General features: G+C 70.2%; 15 protein-coding genes. 13 read left to right on the forward strand and 2 right to left on the reverse strand.

Features of this window, described 5'->3' with window-relative positions; translation table 11 throughout:
• Nucleotides 1-297 precede the first annotated feature (297 nt).
• From O1R50_RS03025 to O1R50_RS03065, 9 genes are all read left to right on the forward strand, one after another.
• Nucleotides 298-1,023: a DUF4129 domain-containing protein gene (locus tag O1R50_RS03025; protein WP_270108382.1), complete on the forward strand. Its 726-nt coding sequence runs from the start codon at nt 298-300 to the stop codon at nt 1,021-1,023.
• The gene (locus tag O1R50_RS03030) at nt 1,020-1,529 is read left to right on the forward strand and encodes a hypothetical protein (protein ID WP_270108384.1); all 510 of its coding nucleotides are present in this window, start codon (nt 1,020-1,022) and stop codon (nt 1,527-1,529) included. Before O1R50_RS03025 ends, O1R50_RS03030 begins: the two co-directional genes overlap by 4 nt.
• Nucleotides 1,529-2,524: an AAA family ATPase gene (locus tag O1R50_RS03035; protein ID WP_270108385.1), complete on the forward strand. Its 996-nt coding sequence runs from the start codon at nt 1,529-1,531 to the stop codon at nt 2,522-2,524. Before O1R50_RS03030 ends, O1R50_RS03035 begins: the two co-directional genes overlap by 1 nt.
• A complete protein-coding gene (locus tag O1R50_RS03040; protein WP_270108386.1) occupies nt 2,521-3,879 on the forward strand; it encodes a DUF58 domain-containing protein in 1,359 nt (452 codons plus the stop codon). The genes O1R50_RS03035 and O1R50_RS03040 overlap by 4 nt, the downstream gene beginning before the upstream one ends.
• 60 nt (nt 3,880-3,939) lie before the next feature.
• Nucleotides 3,940-4,554 carry a hypothetical protein gene (locus O1R50_RS03045; protein ID WP_270108387.1) on the forward strand — a complete coding sequence of 205 codons (615 nt, stop codon included), beginning with the start codon at nt 3,940-3,942 and terminating at the stop codon, nt 4,552-4,554.
• Between the two features lie 20 nt (nt 4,555-4,574).
• The gene (locus O1R50_RS03050) at nt 4,575-5,951 is read left to right on the forward strand and encodes an NAD(P)/FAD-dependent oxidoreductase (protein WP_408612584.1); all 1,377 of its coding nucleotides are present in this window, start codon (nt 4,575-4,577) and stop codon (nt 5,949-5,951) included.
• A gap of 74 nt (nt 5,952-6,025) precedes the next feature.
• Entirely contained in the window at nt 6,026-6,715 is a 690-nt protein-coding gene (gene mtrA / locus O1R50_RS03055; RefSeq protein WP_030155693.1) for an MtrAB system response regulator MtrA, read from the forward strand.
• Nucleotides 6,715-8,343, forward strand: a complete 1,629-nt coding sequence (gene mtrB / locus O1R50_RS03060) for an MtrAB system histidine kinase MtrB (protein ID WP_270108389.1) — start codon at nt 6,715-6,717, stop codon at nt 8,341-8,343. Before mtrA ends, mtrB begins: the two co-directional genes overlap by 1 nt.
• Nucleotides 8,327-10,057, forward strand: coding sequence for an LpqB family beta-propeller domain-containing protein (locus O1R50_RS03065; RefSeq protein WP_270108391.1), 1,731 nt, complete (start codon nt 8,327-8,329; stop codon nt 10,055-10,057). The genes mtrB and O1R50_RS03065 overlap by 17 nt, the downstream gene beginning before the upstream one ends.
• A gap of 84 nt (nt 10,058-10,141) precedes the next feature.
• Here the strand turns inward: O1R50_RS03065 and O1R50_RS03070 are convergent, their stop codons facing one another.
• Together O1R50_RS03070 and O1R50_RS03075 are read right to left on the reverse strand one after the other, a co-directional pair.
• Nucleotides 10,142-10,369 carry a DUF3107 domain-containing protein gene (locus tag O1R50_RS03070; RefSeq protein WP_205326848.1) on the reverse strand — a complete coding sequence of 76 codons (228 nt, stop codon included), beginning with the start codon at nt 10,367-10,369 and terminating at the stop codon, nt 10,142-10,144.
• Between the two features lie 155 nt (nt 10,370-10,524).
• A complete protein-coding gene (locus O1R50_RS03075) occupies nt 10,525-11,151 on the reverse strand; it encodes a TetR/AcrR family transcriptional regulator (protein WP_270108392.1) in 627 nt (208 codons plus the stop codon).
• A 177-nt stretch (nt 11,152-11,328) separates the two neighbouring features.
• Between O1R50_RS03075 and O1R50_RS03080 the strand changes: the two genes are divergently transcribed.
• The 4 genes from O1R50_RS03080 to moeZ all read left to right on the forward strand — a co-directional run bounded on the left by O1R50_RS03080 (nt 11,329) and on the right by moeZ (nt 16,491).
• Nucleotides 11,329-13,296 carry a hypothetical protein gene (locus O1R50_RS03080; RefSeq protein ID WP_270108393.1) on the forward strand — a complete coding sequence of 656 codons (1,968 nt, stop codon included), beginning with the start codon at nt 11,329-11,331 and terminating at the stop codon, nt 13,294-13,296.
• A 5-nt stretch (nt 13,297-13,301) separates the two neighbouring features.
• Nucleotides 13,302-14,288: an alpha/beta fold hydrolase gene (locus tag O1R50_RS03085; RefSeq protein WP_270108394.1), complete on the forward strand. Its 987-nt coding sequence runs from the start codon at nt 13,302-13,304 to the stop codon at nt 14,286-14,288.
• Nucleotides 14,289-14,355: 67 nt separating this feature from the next.
• Nucleotides 14,356-15,201 carry a DUF3152 domain-containing protein gene (locus O1R50_RS03090; protein WP_270108395.1) on the forward strand — a complete coding sequence of 282 codons (846 nt, stop codon included), beginning with the start codon at nt 14,356-14,358 and terminating at the stop codon, nt 15,199-15,201.
• A gap of 111 nt (nt 15,202-15,312) precedes the next feature.
• Nucleotides 15,313-16,491, forward strand: a complete 1,179-nt coding sequence (moeZ, locus tag O1R50_RS03095; RefSeq protein WP_270108396.1) for an adenylyltransferase/sulfurtransferase MoeZ — start codon at nt 15,313-15,315, stop codon at nt 16,489-16,491.
• Nucleotides 16,492-16,702: the final 211 nt, after the last annotated feature.

The following is a 16,702-nucleotide window of genomic DNA, read 5'->3' on the forward strand; positions in this document are numbered from 1 at the left end:
CCCCCCCCGGAACACTCACCGGAAGCACACACCGGGGGGGCCGGACCTCCCGGCCCGCCCCCGCCCGAAAGGTCGTTGTCGCTAGTCGAAGAGCTCTTCGACGCGCTCGATCTCGAGTGCCCGGTCGCCCCAGCTGTCGAGCTGGTCGAGGCCGGTGCATGCGAACGACACTGTCGGTTGCGAGACAGTGTCGTGAAGTCGTTTTCCGAGTGGCGACGGTGGTAGGCGGTTGCAGCGGGGTTGGCATAGGGTGGGGCGCGTAACTCCCGGAAGATGAGCACCCCCTTGAGGTTCCGTATGGCGCACCCCGATACGCAGCGGCGAGCCGCGGTGATGCGGCGTTGGCTGCCCGTGCTCGTGGTGGTCGCGGCGCTGCTGGTGGTCGGGTTGGCCGCGCAGGGGGCCGGGCTGCAGTGGGACGAGGCCGAGGTTCCGACGTCGACGGGCGACCGGGAGTCGCCTCCCGCGCAGCTTCAGCCGTCGCTGGAGATCCCGACGGGTATGGAGAACGGCGAGCCCCGCGACACCTTCTCCTTCCCGTCCTGGGTCTCCTGGGCGGTCCTCGGCCTGCTCGTCGGCGTACCGCTCTGCTTCGTGCTGCTCTTCTTCGCGCGCAAGCTCATCGACTGGCTCGCCGACGCGCCGCCCAGCAGCGGTGTCGGCGAACCCGAACCCGAGTACCTGCACCGGGACTTCACGCTCGTCGAGGAGGCCGTCAACGCCGCCCTCGCCGAGATGGACCTCGGCGACGACCCGCGGGCGGCGATCATGGCCTGCTGGCTGCACTTCGAACGGGCCTCCGAAGCCGTCGGCATCGAACGCGAATCCTCCGACACGCCTTCGGATCTCGTCAGGAAGCTCCTGGTCCGCCACGAACTCGACGGCTCCGCGCTGCACCGCCTCTCCGAGGCCTACCTCCGCGCCCGCTACTCGCCGCACCAGGTCGTCGAGGCCGACCGCGACCAGGCCCGGGACGCGCTCATCGCGCTCCAAGCGCAGCTCGGCGTCAGGGCGGGCCGATGAAGGACTTCCTCGCCCCGTTCGGGCGCCTGCGGCTGTGGCCCGCCGTCGGCGCCGTCGCGCTGGCCGTCGTGTTCTGGGGCGCCGCCCGAGTCAGCGGGGTCGACTTCGCGATCTGGCAGCTCGTGCTGCTCTCCCTGGCCGCGCTGCTCGCCAACTCCGTCGTGAACGGGATGCGCGCCGACACCGAGAAGGCCCCGCCGATCCTCACCACCTCCGTGAACGAACCCAGCTGGCGGCCCTTCACCGAGGTCAACCGCTGGGAGGACCGGCTCATCTTCGCCGAGGCCAAACCCGGCCGCTTCGAAGGCACGAACGCGAAGCAGCAGCTCGTCGAGGTCGCCTCCGAACGGCTCCGGCTCCGGCGCGGCCTCTCGCTCGCCGAGCAGCCGGACCAGTGCCGGGAGCTGCTCGGCGACCCCGTGTTCCTGTTCCTCACCCAGCCCGCGCCCGACTGCCCGACCCCTCGGCAGCTCGGCGAATACCTGCAAGCCATCGAGGAGATCTAATGTCAGACACCCCGAGCATCAGCCTCGACCAGGTCGCCCACCACGCGAGCGCGGTCCTCAAATCCGTCCAGTCGGTGATCGTCGGCAAGGACGAGCCGCTGAAACTGGTCCTCGCCGGGATCCTCGCCGGGGGCCACATCCTGCTCGAAGACCTTCCGGGCCTAGGCAAGACGCTCACCGCGCGCTGCTTCGCCCAGAGCCTCGGCCTCGACTTCCGGCGCCTGCAGTTCACTCCCGACCTGCTGCCCGCCGACGTCACCGGCTCGCTCCTCTACAACCAGAAGAGCGGCGAGTTCGTCTACCGCAAGGGACCCGTCCACACCAACCTCCTGCTCGCCGACGAGATCAACCGGACGCCCCCGAAGACGCAGTCGGCGCTCCTCGAAGCCATGCAGGAGCGCCAGGTGTCGGTGGAGGGCGAGACGCACCTGCTCCCCGAGCCGTTCACCGTGCTCGCCACCTCCAACCCCGTCGAGTTCGAGGGCACCTACCAGCTTCCCGAGGCGCAGCTCGACCGGTTCCTGCTCCGCGTCTCGTTCGGCTACCCGACCCCTGACGAGGAGTGGGAGGTCCTGCAGCGGCGCATCTCCCGGCGCGCCGAGTCCGTCGACCTCGACCCCGTGATCGACGCCGCGACACTCGTGGGCATGCAGCGGGCCCTCGAGAACGTCACCGTCGAGGACTCCGTCGGCCGCTACATGGTCGCCATCACCAACGCGACCCGCGGCCACGCCCAGGTCCAGGTCGGCGCTTCGCCTCGCGGTTCGCTCGCGCTGCTGCTCGCGTCCCGTGCGCTGGCCGTCCTTTCTGGACGCGACTTCGTGACCCCTGACGACGTCAAGGGCGTCGCGGGCGCTGCCCTCGCCCACCGCATCACCCTCAAGCCCGAGCTCTGGATGCGCCGCATCGACCCGGCTTCCGTGGTCGCCGACATCTGCCAGGGCGTCGCCGCGCCCCAGACCGCTCAGGCCCCCACTTATTCTGTGCCGCAATGACACTCGCAGGCGATCCCGCGCTGAGTCTGCGCACTGACAGCGCCCGGCCCGTCGGCCGGGTGCAGTCCGAGCCGCCCATCACGTGGCGCCGCACGCCGGCCCTGACGCGGGCCGTCGCGCTCGTCGCGGTCTGCCTGCTCGTCTCGGTCGCGTTCGGCCGCATCGACCTCGTGCTCATCGCCGCGCCCTTCGCCATCGGCACCGCGATGCTGCTCCAGCACCGGCCGACGCGCCCGCCCGAGGCCAGGCTCGTCCCGGTCGACGACGCCACCACGGCCGAGGGCGCGACGGCCGCCGCGAGCCTCACGGTCGTCAACCCCGAGCCGGTCCCGATCACCACGCTCGTCACCGCGGCCGCCGATCCCTGGATCGACCTGCACACCGGCAAGGGCGACTTCGCCGAACGCCTCGCCCCCGGGTCCGGGCGCGACATGATCGTCGCCGGGCGGGCCCGCCGCTGGGGCGGCCATCATCTCGGGCCGATCCACGTCCGCTCGATCGCGTGCGGCGGCCTCCTCGAGACCACGGTGCAGCGCCTGCACGGCGCGACCGTGTGGGTCCTGCCCGTCCCCGACTGGTTCGACTCGGCCGAGTCCCTGCCGTTCGCCGACGGCGTCACGGGCGTGCACCGCTCCCGCCGCGGCGGCGACTCCGGCGAGCTCGCCGAGGTCCGCCTCTACCAGCCGGGCGACCGCCTGCGCCGCATCGACTGGCGCACTTCGATGCGCAGCCAGGACCTGTACGTCAACGCCACGCTCTCGGAACGCGACACGGACGTGACACTGGTCCTCGACCTCCAGGTCGAGGCCGGCGTCTCCGGCGGCCTGGACGGCGCGGCCTCGATCGCCGACCTCACCGTGCGCGCGGCAGGGGCCGTGGCCTCCCACTACGCGCTCCAGGGCGACCGCGTGGCCTGCATCGAGTTCGGCGCCCGCGGCCGCCGGATGCGGGCCGGGGCCGGCCGCCGCCACGCCGCCGCGACACTCCGCTGGCTCGCGTCGGTCGACATGCCGCCGGACCCGCTGCCGCCCTCGCCCGAAATGCTGCGCCGCCAGCTCGCCGGGCAGCGCAGCCTGAACGTCGTCTTCACACCGCTGCTCACCGACCGCTCGCTGGCGCTGGTCGCCGCGATCGCCCGCGCGGGTCGGCCGGTGCTCTGCGTCGACACCCTGCCGCCGCACGTCTCGCCGCCCGACCGCACACATTGGACGCCGTACGCGGAGCGGCTGTGGCGGCTCTCGCGGGCCAACACCGTGATGGAGCTGCGCGACCTCGGCGTCGCCGTCGAGCCCTGGCAGGGTTCGGCGTCGCTCGACAACGTGCTCGCCGAACTGAACCGGAGGCGCTACCGATGAGCCCCCCCTTGACGAAGCTTGCGAGTCATGAATGAGCCCCTCGAAGCTTGCGAGTCATAGATGAGCGACATCCGCCGCAGCCTCGTCCAGGCCGTCAGCGAAGGCGCCCGCGACCGACTCAGAGCGGGCAAGGCCGGCAGCGTGTCCTGGGCCCGCCGCGTCGCGCCCGCCGGTGTCCTGCTGCGGCTGGTGATCGCGCTGCCGCTGTTCGCCGCCGCCGAGATCGCGGTCCCGCTCGAGTGGGCCGCGGCCGGGTTCTACGTCGGCGCCGCCGCGCTCTTCGCGCTCGCCGCGGTCCTGCGCCCCGGCGGGCTCGCGCCGACCCTCGCGATCCTGTTCGTGCTCGCCTCCTGGCTCGTCAGCGGCGCCCTGAACGAAGGCGGGTCGTCCTTGTGGACGGCCACCGCGATCGCGTGCCTGCTGTATACGGCCCACGCCACGGCCGCCGTGACGCAGCGCTTCCGAACAACTACCGCAATGGACGGTGAGATCATCCTCACCTGGGCCCGCCACCTGGGGATCGTCCTTGCATCGACTGTGGTCGTGGCCGGTATTCTGGCCCTGTTCACCGCGTATTTCACCGGTCTCGCGGCCGGTCTCGTCATCGCGGCCGGGATCGTGGCAGCGGTAACAGTGATCTACGTCCTCGCGCGTTCACTACACAAGAACCCCTGAGTAAGGACAGAATTGAACCCGTGAAACGTATTGTCGTGATAGGTGCCGGTCACGTCGGTTTCTACGTTGCCGAACGCTTGAGCAAGCTCTTGAAGAGCGATATCAAGCGCGGTCAAGTTGAACTGATGGTCATCGACCCCAACCAGCACATGACCTACCAGCCGTTCCTGCCCGAGGCGGCCGCTGGCTCCATCTCCCCGCGTCACGGTGTCGTGCCGCTCCGACAGGCCCTCAAGCTCTGCACCATCCTCACCGGTGCGGTCACCGAGATCAACCACGCCGAGCGCAAGCTCGTCGTGCAGCCGTTCGTCGGACCCGCCCGCGAGGTCGAGTACGACGAGGTCATCGTCGCCCCCGGCTCCGTCACCCGCCCGCTGCCCATCCCGGGCCTGGCTGACGTCGCCATCGGCATCAAGTCGATGGGCGAGGCGATCTGGCTGCGCAACCACGTGCTCCAGCGCTTCGACATCGCCGCCACCACCGAGGACCCGGACGTGCGCCGCAAGGCCCTCACGTTCGTGACCGTCGGCGGCGGCTTCGCCGGCGCGGAGACCCTCGGCGAGCTCGAGGACCTCACGGCGAACATCGTGAAGAACTACCCGATGCTCGACGCCGACGAGATCAAGTGGTACCTCGTCGAGTACGCGAACAAGATCCTCCCCGAGGTCGGCCCCGAGATGGGCGCCTACGCGGCCCGCGAGCTCACCAAGCGCGGCGTCGACATCCGGCTCGGCACGACCCTCAAGTCCTGCATCGACGGCCACGTCATCCTCACCGACGGCGAGGAGTTCGACACCGACACGATCATCTGGACCGCCGGCGTCATGCCGCACCCGATGCTCAAGAAGTCGGACCTGCCGATCGGCCCGCGCGGCCACCTCGAGTGCAACACCCGCCTCCAGGTCGCCACCGGCGTCGAGGCCGGCAAGCACACCGTCGGCGAGGTCGTCGAGGGCGCCTGGGGCGCCGGCGACTCCACGCAGGTGCCCGACACCTCGGACTTCCCGATGGACTGGTGCACGCCGTCCGCGCAGCACGCCGTCCGCCAGGCCGCGATCCTGGCCGAGAACGTGTACCGCACGCACGTCGGCCGCGAACTCAAGCCGTACGAGCACAAGTACATCGGCTCGGTCGCGGGTCTCGGCCTGTACAAGGGCGTCGCGAACACCTACGGCTTCAAGGCCAAGGGCCTGCTCGCCTGGCTCATGCACCGCGGCTACCACCTGTCGCGCGTGCCCGGGACCGGCCGCAAGGGCCGCGTCCTCGCGGACTGGATCGTCGGCTTCTTCACGAAGCGCGAAATGGTCCAACTCGGTGAAATCCAGGCCGGCCGCGAGCCGTTCGAAGCCATCGCCGCAGGCACTGACCCCGCACGGGCCGCCAAGTCCGTCGGATAGTCGTTACAGTTGGAGCACCACGGGTAAGAGACCCGTGGTGCTTCAGCCTTTAGCGAGGTGGAAAACTGGTGTCCATGAGAGCACGTGTACTCGTCGTCGACGACGATCCGGCCCTGGCGGAGATGCTCGGCATCATCCTCCGGACCGAAGGCTTCACCCCCACGTTCGTCACCGACGGCGAGAAGGCGCTTGCCGCGTTCAAGGAGCACCGACCCGACATCGTCCTGCTGGACCTCATGCTCCCGGGCATGAGCGGCATAGACGTCGCCAAGGCGATCCGCGGCGAATCCGGCGTGCCGATCGTCATGCTCACCGCGAAGTCGGACACCGTGGACATCGTCCTCGGCCTCGAATCGGGCGCTGACGACTACATCGTCAAGCCCTTCAAACCCAAGGAGCTGGTGGCCCGCATCCGCGCCCGCCTGCGCCGCGGCGACGACGTCACGCCCGAACGCCTCGAGATCGGCAAGCCCGGCCTCCAGGTCCAGATCGACGTGCCCGCCCACCAGGTCACCCTCAACGGCGCCGAAGTCAAGCTCACGCCGCTCGAGTTCGACCTGCTCGTGGCCCTGGCCCGCAAGCCGCGCCAGGTCTTCACCAGGCAGGTGCTCCTCGAGCAGGTCTGGGGCTACCGGCACTCGGCCGACACGCGCCTCGTGAACGTCCACGTGCAGCGCCTGCGGGCCAAGATCGAGCCCGACCCCGAGCGCCCCCAGCTCATCCAGACCGTGCGCGGCGTCGGGTACAAAGCCGGATTGGGCTAGTGGCTCCGGATCGGGGCCGGACTCGCGAGAGGCCGGCTTGGCTGCGGCGTCTCGCCCAGGGCGCCGCCCGCTACGCGGGCCGCGCCTCACGTCCGCTGGTCGACCGCTTCCGGGCGTCGCTCCAGCTGCGCGTGGTCTCCTCCACCCTGATCGCCTCCACGATCCTCGTCCTCATCTTTAGTTTCGTCGTGGCCGGCTCGGTCACCTCGGGGCTCCTCGACGAACGCCAGGACACGGCCGTCGAGGAGACCGAGAACGCCGCCGAGCGCGCCGCCGAGCAGCTCGGCACCTTCTCGACCACCTCTGACGAAGCGCTCGCCAAGGCCATGCAGCGGATCGTGAACGAGCTCGCCGAGGACCCGGTCTACGCGCCGTACATCATGCTCCGCACCGCGGACGGCGCGGTGACCGCGACCCACCCGACCTCGGGCGGCGCCGAACCGAGCGCGGACCTCCAGGCCACGGTCGCCGAAGGCAAGATCGCGACCCAGTACGCCGAGTTCGACATCGAAGGCGGAGACCCCCAGCCCTACCTCATCGTCGGCTCCTACATCGACCTGAACATCGACTACGAGATCTACGCGTTCTACCCGCTCGAATCGCAGCAGGAGGCCATCGGGCTCCTGCGCACCAACCTGGCCCTCGCCGGGGTCGCGCTCGTGCTGCTCCTCGGCGTCATCGCCGCACTCGTCACCCGCCTCGTCGTCACCCCGGTCCGCGAGGCGGCCCGCACCTCGCAGCGCCTCGCCGCGGGGCTCCTCCACGAGCGCATGGAGGTGCGCGGCTCGGACGACCTGGCCCGCCTGGCGGGGTCGTTCAACCTCATGGCCGAGAACCTCCAGAACCAGATCCGCAGACTCGAAGAGATGTCGATGATGCAGCGGCGCTTCACCTCCGACGTCTCGCACGAGCTGCGCACCCCGCTCGCGACCATCCGCATGGCCGCCGACCTGCTCTACGACAACCGCGACGAGTTCGACCCGCTCACGAAGCGCTCCACCGAGCTCCTCCAGCACGAGATCGACCGCTTCGAGGACCTGCTCCAGGAGCTGCTGGAGATCTCCCGCTTCGACTCCGGGTTCGCCTCGCTCGAAACGGAGGCCGTGGACGTCGGCCGCATCGCCGAGGACGTGGTGGAGGGCCTGTCCCGCCTCGCGGGCGAATGCGGCGTCGCGGTCACGATCAAGAAGCCGCAGCGCCGCGTCATCGCCGAGGTCGATCAGCGCCGCGTTCACCGCATCCTGCGCAACCTCGTGTCGAACGCGATCGAGCACGCCGAGGGCCGTCCGGTCGAGATCAGGATCGCCGAGAGCGACACGGCCGTGGCCGTGTCCGTGCGCGACCACGGGGTGGGCCTCAAACCCGGCCACGCCGACCGCGTCTTCGACCGGTTCTGGCGCGCCGACCCCTCCCGCAACCGCAAGACCGGCGGCACCGGCCTGGGCCTCGCGATCAGCCTGGAGGACGCGAAGCTCCACTCCGGCACGCTCAAGGCCACCGGCGCTCCCGGCGAGGGCACGCTGTTCGTGCTCACCCTCCCGCTGCAGGCCGGGAACCGGGTCATCAACTCGCCGATCCCGCTGCGACTCGAACCGAGCAAGGAGGCCCGCCGTGCGACGCAGGACTAGCCTCGCCGCCGCGACCGCGCTGGCCGCCGCCTGGGCGCTGGCCGGGTGCGGCATCCCCACCGGCAAGGCACCGGAGGTCGTGGGCGACGCCCCGACCGACTTCGACTCCTCCTCGGGGGCGAACCCGACGGTCTACCTCCCCACCACGAGCGCCACTGACACCGTCGCGAACTTCCTCAAAGCCGCCTCGGGCGACCCGGACGGGCGCGACGACCGGCTCAACGAGTTCACGGTGAGCGGCGAGGAGCCGTTCTCCGAGCCTGATGCCGGCATCAGCCTCGTCGCGTCCCTTTCGATGTCCCTCAACGAATCAGAGGACCTCAACGTGGTGACGGTGACGGTGACCGGCTCGGTCGTCGGCTCCTACGCCGATGACGGTTCGGTCCGCATGCACTCGAACCCGGGCGAGTACGACGAGACGTTCACCATGCAGCGACAGGACTTCCAAGAGCCCTGGAAGATGAGCACCCTGCCGGTTCAGGTGGCCCTCGACTACGACCACTTCACCCAGGACTACGAGCAGGCGCCCATCTACTTCCAGGCCGCCGGCCAGGAGGACCTCCTCGTCCCGGAACTGCACTGGATCTACAACGAGCTCGACATCGAGACCCGCCAGCGCCTGCTCTTCACCTGGATCCTCCAGCGCCCGGCCCCCGACTTCGCGGGCGTCGCGGCGAGCAATGCGATCCCGCTCAACAGCAGCGGCAGGTACGACGGCGAGGACGGCTTCGAGGTCGACCTCTCGCCCAGCGAGGCCATCGAAGACGAGGCCGCCGACGCGATCGCCGCGCAGATCGTCTGGAGCTTCGGCATCGAAGGGGCCTTCACGCTCAAGATCGACGGCGACATCCGTTTCGAGGGTGACGCGGCCGAGTTCCGGGACTGGAACGCCATCCCGCCGAATCTGCCCGAGACGGCGTACTTCATCGCGAACAACACGGTATGGCAGTACTCGGCCGAGGAGGGGGTCACGCAGCGCTCCGCCGAGCACCCCTGGGTCGGTTACAAGGCCGCCGGGCTCGAGCAGGTCGCGGTCGGGCGTACGGGGACCGTCGCGGCGGTCGTGGCCGGTTCGAGCGGCGACGTGCTGCAGACCGGCGCCTCGACCACCGCGATGCGCGAGGTCGCCGGTCTCGGCGGGACGCTCACCGATCCGCAGTGGCTCAGCCAGGACGCCGTGCTCGTGATCGACGACGGCGTGCCGACGCTGGTCGACCCGTCCACCGACACCGCGCAGGCGCTCGGTGTCGGGGAGGAGGTGACCGCGATGACGCTCGCGGCGGACGGGCGGCGCCTGGCGTACGTCGAGGACGGCAACGCCTGGGTGGCGCCGCTGAAGGTGGACGCGGACCGGAACGTGACCGTGGGGTCTCCGCGGCGTATCGGGCTGGACATCGAGAGCGTGTCGGACGTGGCCTGGAGTTCCGAGAACTTCCTGTGGGTGGCGGGGGAGCGGGGCGATGACCAGCTGTTCCGGGTCGCGATCGACAATTCGCGGACCGTTCCGCAGGAGGGCACTGTCGGGTTCCCTCCGATCACGCAGATCGCGGCGAGCCCGGCCGAGCCGTCGCGGGTGAATGCCGAGCGCGGCGAGCCGGTGATCATCGTGGCGAACTCGACCTTGTACCGGGTCTTCACGAACAGCCTCGACGACGTCAGGAACGGCGACGAACCGGTGGGCGGCACGGCGCCGTTCACGGTGCTGCAGCAATAGGAAAGGCCCGGAGCGGGCGCTCCGGGCCTTCAATTGCGCGCAAACGGTGTCGGGCCGCGTGTCGGCGGCCTGGCCTTCGCGAGCTCAGGCGTCGACGGTGAAGCCAACCGACCGTACGTTGGTCGCGGCGACCTCGACGTAAGCGATCTTCTCCACGGGGATGAACACCTGTCGGCCCTTGTCGTCTTCGAGACGGAGGACGCCGCCGTTCGTCACGGCCTGCTCGATCGTCTCGGACAGGTCCTTCGGCGACAGCTTGCTCTCCAACACCAGTTCGCGTGGGGCGTACTGGACACCGATCTTGACCTCCACGGGACCTCCTCAATCGAAATACTGTGACGTCGCTACGGTTGCAAGACTACTCGCGGGCCCCGCCCCGGAGCGGCGCGGCGGAGTGCGCCGAGAGCGAACGGGGCGGCGCGGGGGCGTGGCATGGCTCACGCGAAACGCTTCGAAGGGGGCTCCGGCTACTGGTGCTCGGCTTCGCCTTCGCGCGGGAAATGCGAAATGCCGCGCCAGGCCAGTGTGCTCATGAGCTGCACGGCCTCGTCCTTCGGAATGGCGCGGCCGGAGGCGATCCACTTCCGCGCGGAGATCTCGGCGATGCCGAGCAGGCCGGTCGCGAGCAGTTCAGCGCGGGCCTTGTCGACGTGCGTGTCGCTCATGATGGTCTCGGCCATGGCCGCCACGCAGTCGGCCTCCATCTTGAGGACCCGCTCCGCCACTTCGGGGTCGTTGCGCTGGTCGGATTCGAAGACGAGGCGGAACGCCTCGCCCTGGGCGTCCACGAACTCGAAGTAGGCCCGCATGGCGCGGTTGACCCGCTCCTTGTTGTCCTCAGTGGATTCAAGGGCGTGCCGCACCTGGCCGACGAGTTCGGCCGCGCGGCCGTCGAGGAGTGCCAGGTACAGCTCCAGTTTCGAAGTGAAGTGCTGGTACAGCACGGGTTTGGAGACCCCGGCGTTCTCGGCGATGTCGTCCATGGAGGTGCTGTGGTAGCCCTTGGACACGAAGACGTCCTGGGCGGCTCGCAGCAGCTGCGCCCGGCGTTCGCTCCTGGGCAGTCGGACCCGGCCCTCACCAGCGCTGTTCACCACGGCACCTCTCTTCGGCACATGTCGGCCATCCGTCAGCGGTCCGCTCTTGCGACCTGAACGAAGTTTACGGAAACCTGAATTACAGTCTCCCAGCGTACGGGGGCGACAAACGCGGGTTCGAGTCACTGGGCACGCCACGGTACCTTGAGGGCGGGAATATGAAGGAGTTGTCTAGTGGTGTATGACCAGAACCGACCGGATGAGCCGCAGCGTCCGAGCGGGGAGGAACGACCCGCCCGCAGGCGCATCGGCAGGTCTTGGGGCCCGCCCGCCGAGGAGGCTCCCGAGCCCGCCGAGGAGGCGCGCCAGGGGATGGGCCAGGCGCCGGAGCAGTACCGGTTCGACCCGGACCGGGGGCGCCGCCACCGCTACAGCGAGGACCCCACCGGGCAGGTGCCGAACGTGCCGGTGGAGATCGCCGAGACCGGCCCCATGGTCCCGGCCACCCGCCGTACTTCCGGCGAGCAGTTCGAACCGATCCCTCCCGCCCCGCAGCATTCCCAAGCCCCCCAGAACTTCCAAGGCGAGCAGCAGCAGTCGCCGTTCGCGCCGCCGCCAGGGGCGAACCAGGAGTACAGCGCGCCGCCCGCGCAGGAGCAGGGCACGCAGCAGGACTTCGGTGCCCCGCAGCAGCACCCGGGCTACAGCGCCCCGCCGATGCCGGGCGACTACGCGGCCCAGCAGCAGCACCCGAACCAGGGCCCGCCGCAACCGAACCAGGAGTTCGGGCAGCCGGGCGGCAACCAGGAGTACAGCGCGCCGCCCGGCGCGAACCAGCAGTACAGCCCCTCGCCCGCCGGGAACGCCGACTACGGTCCGCCGAGCGCGAACGGGTCCGCGCCCGCTGCGAACCAGGAGTACAGCGCGCAGGACCGGAACGCCGCGGCGCAGCAGTTCTACAGCGCCCCCCGCCAGGCCGTGCCGAGCGAGCCTGTGAACCCGCAGTTCGGCCAGCCCGTGAACCAGGACTTCAACGCCCAGCCGCCGCAGACCCCGAACCCGGAGTTCGGCGCCGCTCCGGGCATGAACCAGGAGTACGCCCCGCCGGGTGCGAATCGTGAGCTCAGTGCGCCTCCGGGCGCCAACCAGGAGTACGCCCCGCCCGGCGCCAACGGCTCGGCCCCCGGCCCGACCCAGGATTACAGCGCGCCGCCCGCCACCCCGCAGGAGTCCCCGGCGCAGGAGGCGCCGCAGGACCAGACCCAGCCGTCGCCGGTCCAGATGCCCGCTCCGCAGCAGCACACCGGTCCGATCGAACTCCCGCACCAGGCCGCGCCGCCGACGCCGAGCGCGCCCACCCCGATGCCGCGCTCGCTTTCGAACGCGGAGCAGCAGACCGAGCAGTTCCCGATCGTGCAGCCGCAGCCGCCGGTCACCGAGGTCTCGCCCGCGGCGGTCCCCAGCCCGCCCGTGACCGAGCAGGCCCCGCTGCGCACGCCTCCGGCGAACCGCCCGCCGCTCGCCGAACCCACTCCTCCCGCGACAGTAGAGAAAGACGTGAACGACCCCGAATCCGTGCGCCTCGTCGACGCCGTGCGCCAGGTCCCCGGCGTCCGCGACGCCTTCCACGTGACCGCGCCCGACGGCAACGCCAGCCTCCGCCTCGAACTCGAGGAGGGCGTCGACCCCGACGAGGTCCACGCGGTCGTCTCGGCCGTGGTCGCCGAGCAGCGCGCGGTCGAGCCCGGCCCGCAGACCGCCGACGAGCTGGAGGTCCACGACCAGGTCGAGTCCCCGTCCGCCGAGGTCGAGCTGGCGAAGGTCGGCCCGGTCGAGCTGCGCCGCGTCGAGATCGAGTCCGCCGGGCTCGAAGCCGAGGTCAGCGTGACCCTCGCGCTCGGCGACACGGAGTCCACGGGCAAGGTGGCGGTGCCGCCGATCGACTGGCACATCCAGCACGCCGCCGCCGCGGCCACCGTCGAGGCCCTGCGCCCGCGCCTGGGCGCGAACGACGTGCGGGTCGAGGTCGAGCACGCCTCGATCGTCCCCACCGGGCCGGTGAAGACCGCCGTCGTCGTCATCCTGTGGCTCGACGGCCGCTCGGTGCGCCGCCTCTCGGGCGCCTCGGTGGTCACCGCCGAACGCTCTCGCGCGGTGGTTTCGGCTACCTTGGGCGCGCTGGCGGGTGAAGTGACACACTAGGTTCCATGAAACGGGCGCGACTGGCTGAGGCGGACGGGGTTCGCAATCCGATCCGCCCGCACCCGCCGTTCCCTGGCGTGGAGCATCAGCTCAGCCGTCGCCGCCTGTTCATCAGGCACACCCCGCCGACCGCGCCCGGCGCCGAGCCCGCCGTGTTCATCCACGGACTCGGCGGCTCCGCGCAGAACTGGACCGATCTGGCCGACGCGCTCTCGGACCGTCTCGCGGCGGACGCGATCGACCTGCCCGGGTTCGGGCATTCGGCCCCGGCCCCGCGGGTCACGGTCCCGCTCCTCGCACAGGACGTGGCGGCGTGGATCATGGAGTCCGGCCGCGCCCCGGTGCACCTCGCGGGCCATTCGCTCGGCGGGGCCGTCGCGGTCTACCTCGCGGCGACCCGTCCGAACCTCGTGCGCACGCTGACGCTCATCTCGCCCGCGATGCCGTTCGCGAACCCGCGCCGCTCGCACCAGTCGCGATTCGTGCCGATGCTCGCACTCCCGCGAATGGCCTGGTTCGCCGAGCGGGCCATGAGGTCGCGCACGCCCGAGCAGGTCGTGGACGACATCATCCTCGGCACCTGGGAGGACCCCACGGTGATCCACCCGCAGCGCCGCCGCGAGGCGATCGCCGAGGCCCGTCGCCGCCTCGCCGTGCCGTGGAACTCGCGCGCGTACATCCAGACCTACCGTGGCCTCATGGCCTCGTTCTTCCAGGCGTTCGTGCCCGGCACGCATTCGCTGTGGCGGCTCGCCCGGACCATCGAGTGCCCGACCCTCGTAGTATGGGGCAAACAGGATAAAGTCATCGATGTGCGACAGGCGCCGCCCACCGCGCTCGCGATCCCCGACTCCCGGCTGCTCATCCTCGACCGGACCGGGCACGTGGCGATGATGGAGCGCTGGCAGGCCGTAGCCCGCGCGATGACCGCGATGCTCGACGAATACCGAGACGCGCTGGAGCCCACTGATAGCGCTATGTCCGTAATGTGAACAAGAACCGCGCCACACAGACCACGGTGTCGGCCCCTCGCCGCTCTGTCTGTCTTAGACTCGCGGGGTGACCGAGGGACGGCTGGAACGCAAGCGCAGACTCCGCAGGAGGCGGCGCTTCGTGTTCTTCGCGATCCTGGTCGTCATGGCCGGCGCGGGCCTGTACTTCGCGTTCGGGATCGGCGGCACCGAGAAGCCGCAGGCCCTCGACGAGGACGAGCGGATCGCTCCGACCAGCATCGCCGACCCCGCCTCGCCCCAGTCGGTCCCGCCGTCGCCCGAGGTGGCGGCCGAGGTCACGCCGCCGCTGTACTTCTCCGGCACCGGCACCTGGACGTACGCCGTACCCGTGGACGACGCGGTCGTGGGCGACTCCGGGACCCTCCTCCAGTACGACGTGGCCGTCGAGAACGGGCTCGAACTCGACGCCGCCGAGTTCGGCGCGTTCGTGAACGCGACCCTCGCCGACCCCCGCTCCTGGACCGCCGGCGGAGCCTGGCGCTTCCAGCAGGTCCCGCACGGCGGCGGCGCCGACTTCACGGTCTTCCTCGCCAGCCCCGAGCAGCGCGCCTACCTGTGCGGCTCCCAGAACACGACGGTCTCATGCCGCAACGGCGACAACGTCGTCATCAACTCGGCCCGCTGGATCACCGGCGTCGGCCACTGGGACGGCACCCTCGACACCTACCGCCAGTACGCCGTGAACCACGAGGTCGGGCACCGGCTCGGCCACGGCCATGAGGTCTGCCCCGCCGAGGGCGAGCCCTCCCCGGTGATGGCCCAGCAGACGTACCAGCTCGCGGGCTGCACCGGCAACGCCTGGCCCTACCCCGACAGCTCGACCTACGTCTCGGGCCCCGCAGGGGACTACAACGGCCCCGACCTCCCGCCGGACGACTTCATCGACCGCTGAACGCCGCCCCGGCGTTCCGGATGATGAGACGATCCGTCTCACGCGGGTGAAGAACCGCACATCGCGCTTCCCAGTGGAATATCCAGCCTGTGGACATGCATTATTGACAATATGAGTTTGCCGCCGCTGGTCGAACCAGCCTCCGAGCTGTCGGTCGACGAGGTGCGCCGCTATTCGCGCCACCTCATCATCCCCGACGTCGCCATGGACGGTCAGAAACGACTCAAGAACGCCAAGGTGCTCTGTGTGGGCGCGGGCGGCCTCGGGTCCCCCGCCCTGATGTATCTGGCCGCGGCCGGGGTCGGCACGATCGGCATCGCCGAGTTCGACACCGTCGACGAGTCGAACCTGCAGCGCCAGATCATCCACGGCCAGTCCGACATCGGCCGCCCCAAGGCCGAGTCCGCCGCCGCCTCGATCCGCGAGATCAACCCGTACGTCAACGTCGTCATCCACAACACGGTGCTCGACAACGACAACGTGTTCGAGATCTTCGGCCAGTACGACCTCATCGTCGACGGCACCGACAACTTCGCCACCCGCTACATGGTCAACGATGCGGCCGTGCTGCTCGGCAAGCCGTACGTGTGGGGCTCGATCTACCGCTTCGACGGCCAGGCCTCGGTCTTCTGGGCCGACCAGGGCCCGTGCTACCGCTGCCTCTACCCCGAGCCCCCGCCGCCCGGCATGGTCCCGAGCTGCGCCGAGGGCGGCGTGCTCGGCGTCCTCTGCGCCTCGATCGGCTCGATCCAGGTCACCGAGGCCATCAAGCTCCTCACCGGCATCGGCGACCCGCTCGTGGGCTCGCTCATGGTCTACGACGCGCTCGAGATGACCTACCGCAAGATCAAGGTCCGCAAGGACCCCAACTGCGCGGTCTGCGGCCCGAACGCCACCGTCACCGAACTCATCGACTATGAAGACTTCTGCGGTTCAGTGACCGACGAAGCAGCGGAGGCAGTCATCGGTTCCACCATCACCGCGCGCGAGCTCGAGACGTGGATCAAGGAAGGCCGCGACATCGACCTCATCGACGTGCGCGAGCCCGCCGAGTACGAGATCGTGCGCATCCCCGGCTCCCGGCTGATCCCCAAGGGCGACATCGTCTCCGGTGCCGCGCTCGCCGATCTGCCGACCGAGAGGCAGGCGGTGTTCTACTGCAAGGCGGGCGTCCGCTCCGCCGAGGCGCTGGCCGCGGCGAAGGCCGCCGGCCTGAAGAACGCCGTCCACGTCCAGGGCGGCGTGCTCGGCTGGATCAACCAGGTCGACCCGAGCCTGCCCACCTACTAAGGGGCACAGCGACATAGAAGGGGGGGGGGGGGCGGGGGGGCCCCCCCCCCCCCCCCCCCCCCCCCCCCCCACCACCCCCCCCCCCCCCCCCGCCCGCCCCCCCCCCCCCCCCCTTCCGCGTACCCTCCGCAGTGCGGTTTGGTTGCCTCGGTCGGATATGAGATATCGAACCCCTGCTGTTCAATGAATTCCCTTGATGGGGCATTGACTC

It is taken from the genome of Glycomyces luteolus (genome assembly GCF_027622875.1).
In the GTDB taxonomy this organism is placed as follows: domain Bacteria; phylum Actinomycetota; class Actinomycetes; order Mycobacteriales; family Micromonosporaceae; genus Glycomyces; species Glycomyces luteolus.

Bases quoted from the DNA above. Each gene is read 5' to 3' on its own strand.
- moeZ (WP_270108396.1), top strand. From the start codon at position 15,313: ATGAGTTTGCCGCCGCTGGTCGAACCAGCCTCCGAGCTGTCGGTCGAC.
- O1R50_RS03045 (WP_270108387.1), top strand. From the start codon at position 3,940: ATGAGCGACATCCGCCGCAGCCTCGTCCAGGCCGTCAGCGAAGGCGCC.
- O1R50_RS03040 (WP_270108386.1), top strand. From the start codon at position 2,521: ATGACACTCGCAGGCGATCCCGCGCTGAGTCTGCGCACTGACAGCGCC.
- O1R50_RS03030 (WP_270108384.1), top strand. From the start codon at position 1,020: ATGAAGGACTTCCTCGCCCCGTTCGGGCGCCTGCGGCTGTGGCCCGCC.
- O1R50_RS03085 (WP_270108394.1), top strand. From the start codon at position 13,302: ATGAAACGGGCGCGACTGGCTGAGGCGGACGGGGTTCGCAATCCGATC.
- O1R50_RS03035 (WP_270108385.1), top strand. From the start codon at position 1,529: ATGTCAGACACCCCGAGCATCAGCCTCGACCAGGTCGCCCACCACGCG.
- O1R50_RS03025 (WP_270108382.1), top strand. From the start codon at position 298: ATGGCGCACCCCGATACGCAGCGGCGAGCCGCGGTGATGCGGCGTTGG.
- mtrA (WP_030155693.1), top strand. From the start codon at position 6,026: ATGAGAGCACGTGTACTCGTCGTCGACGACGATCCGGCCCTGGCGGAG.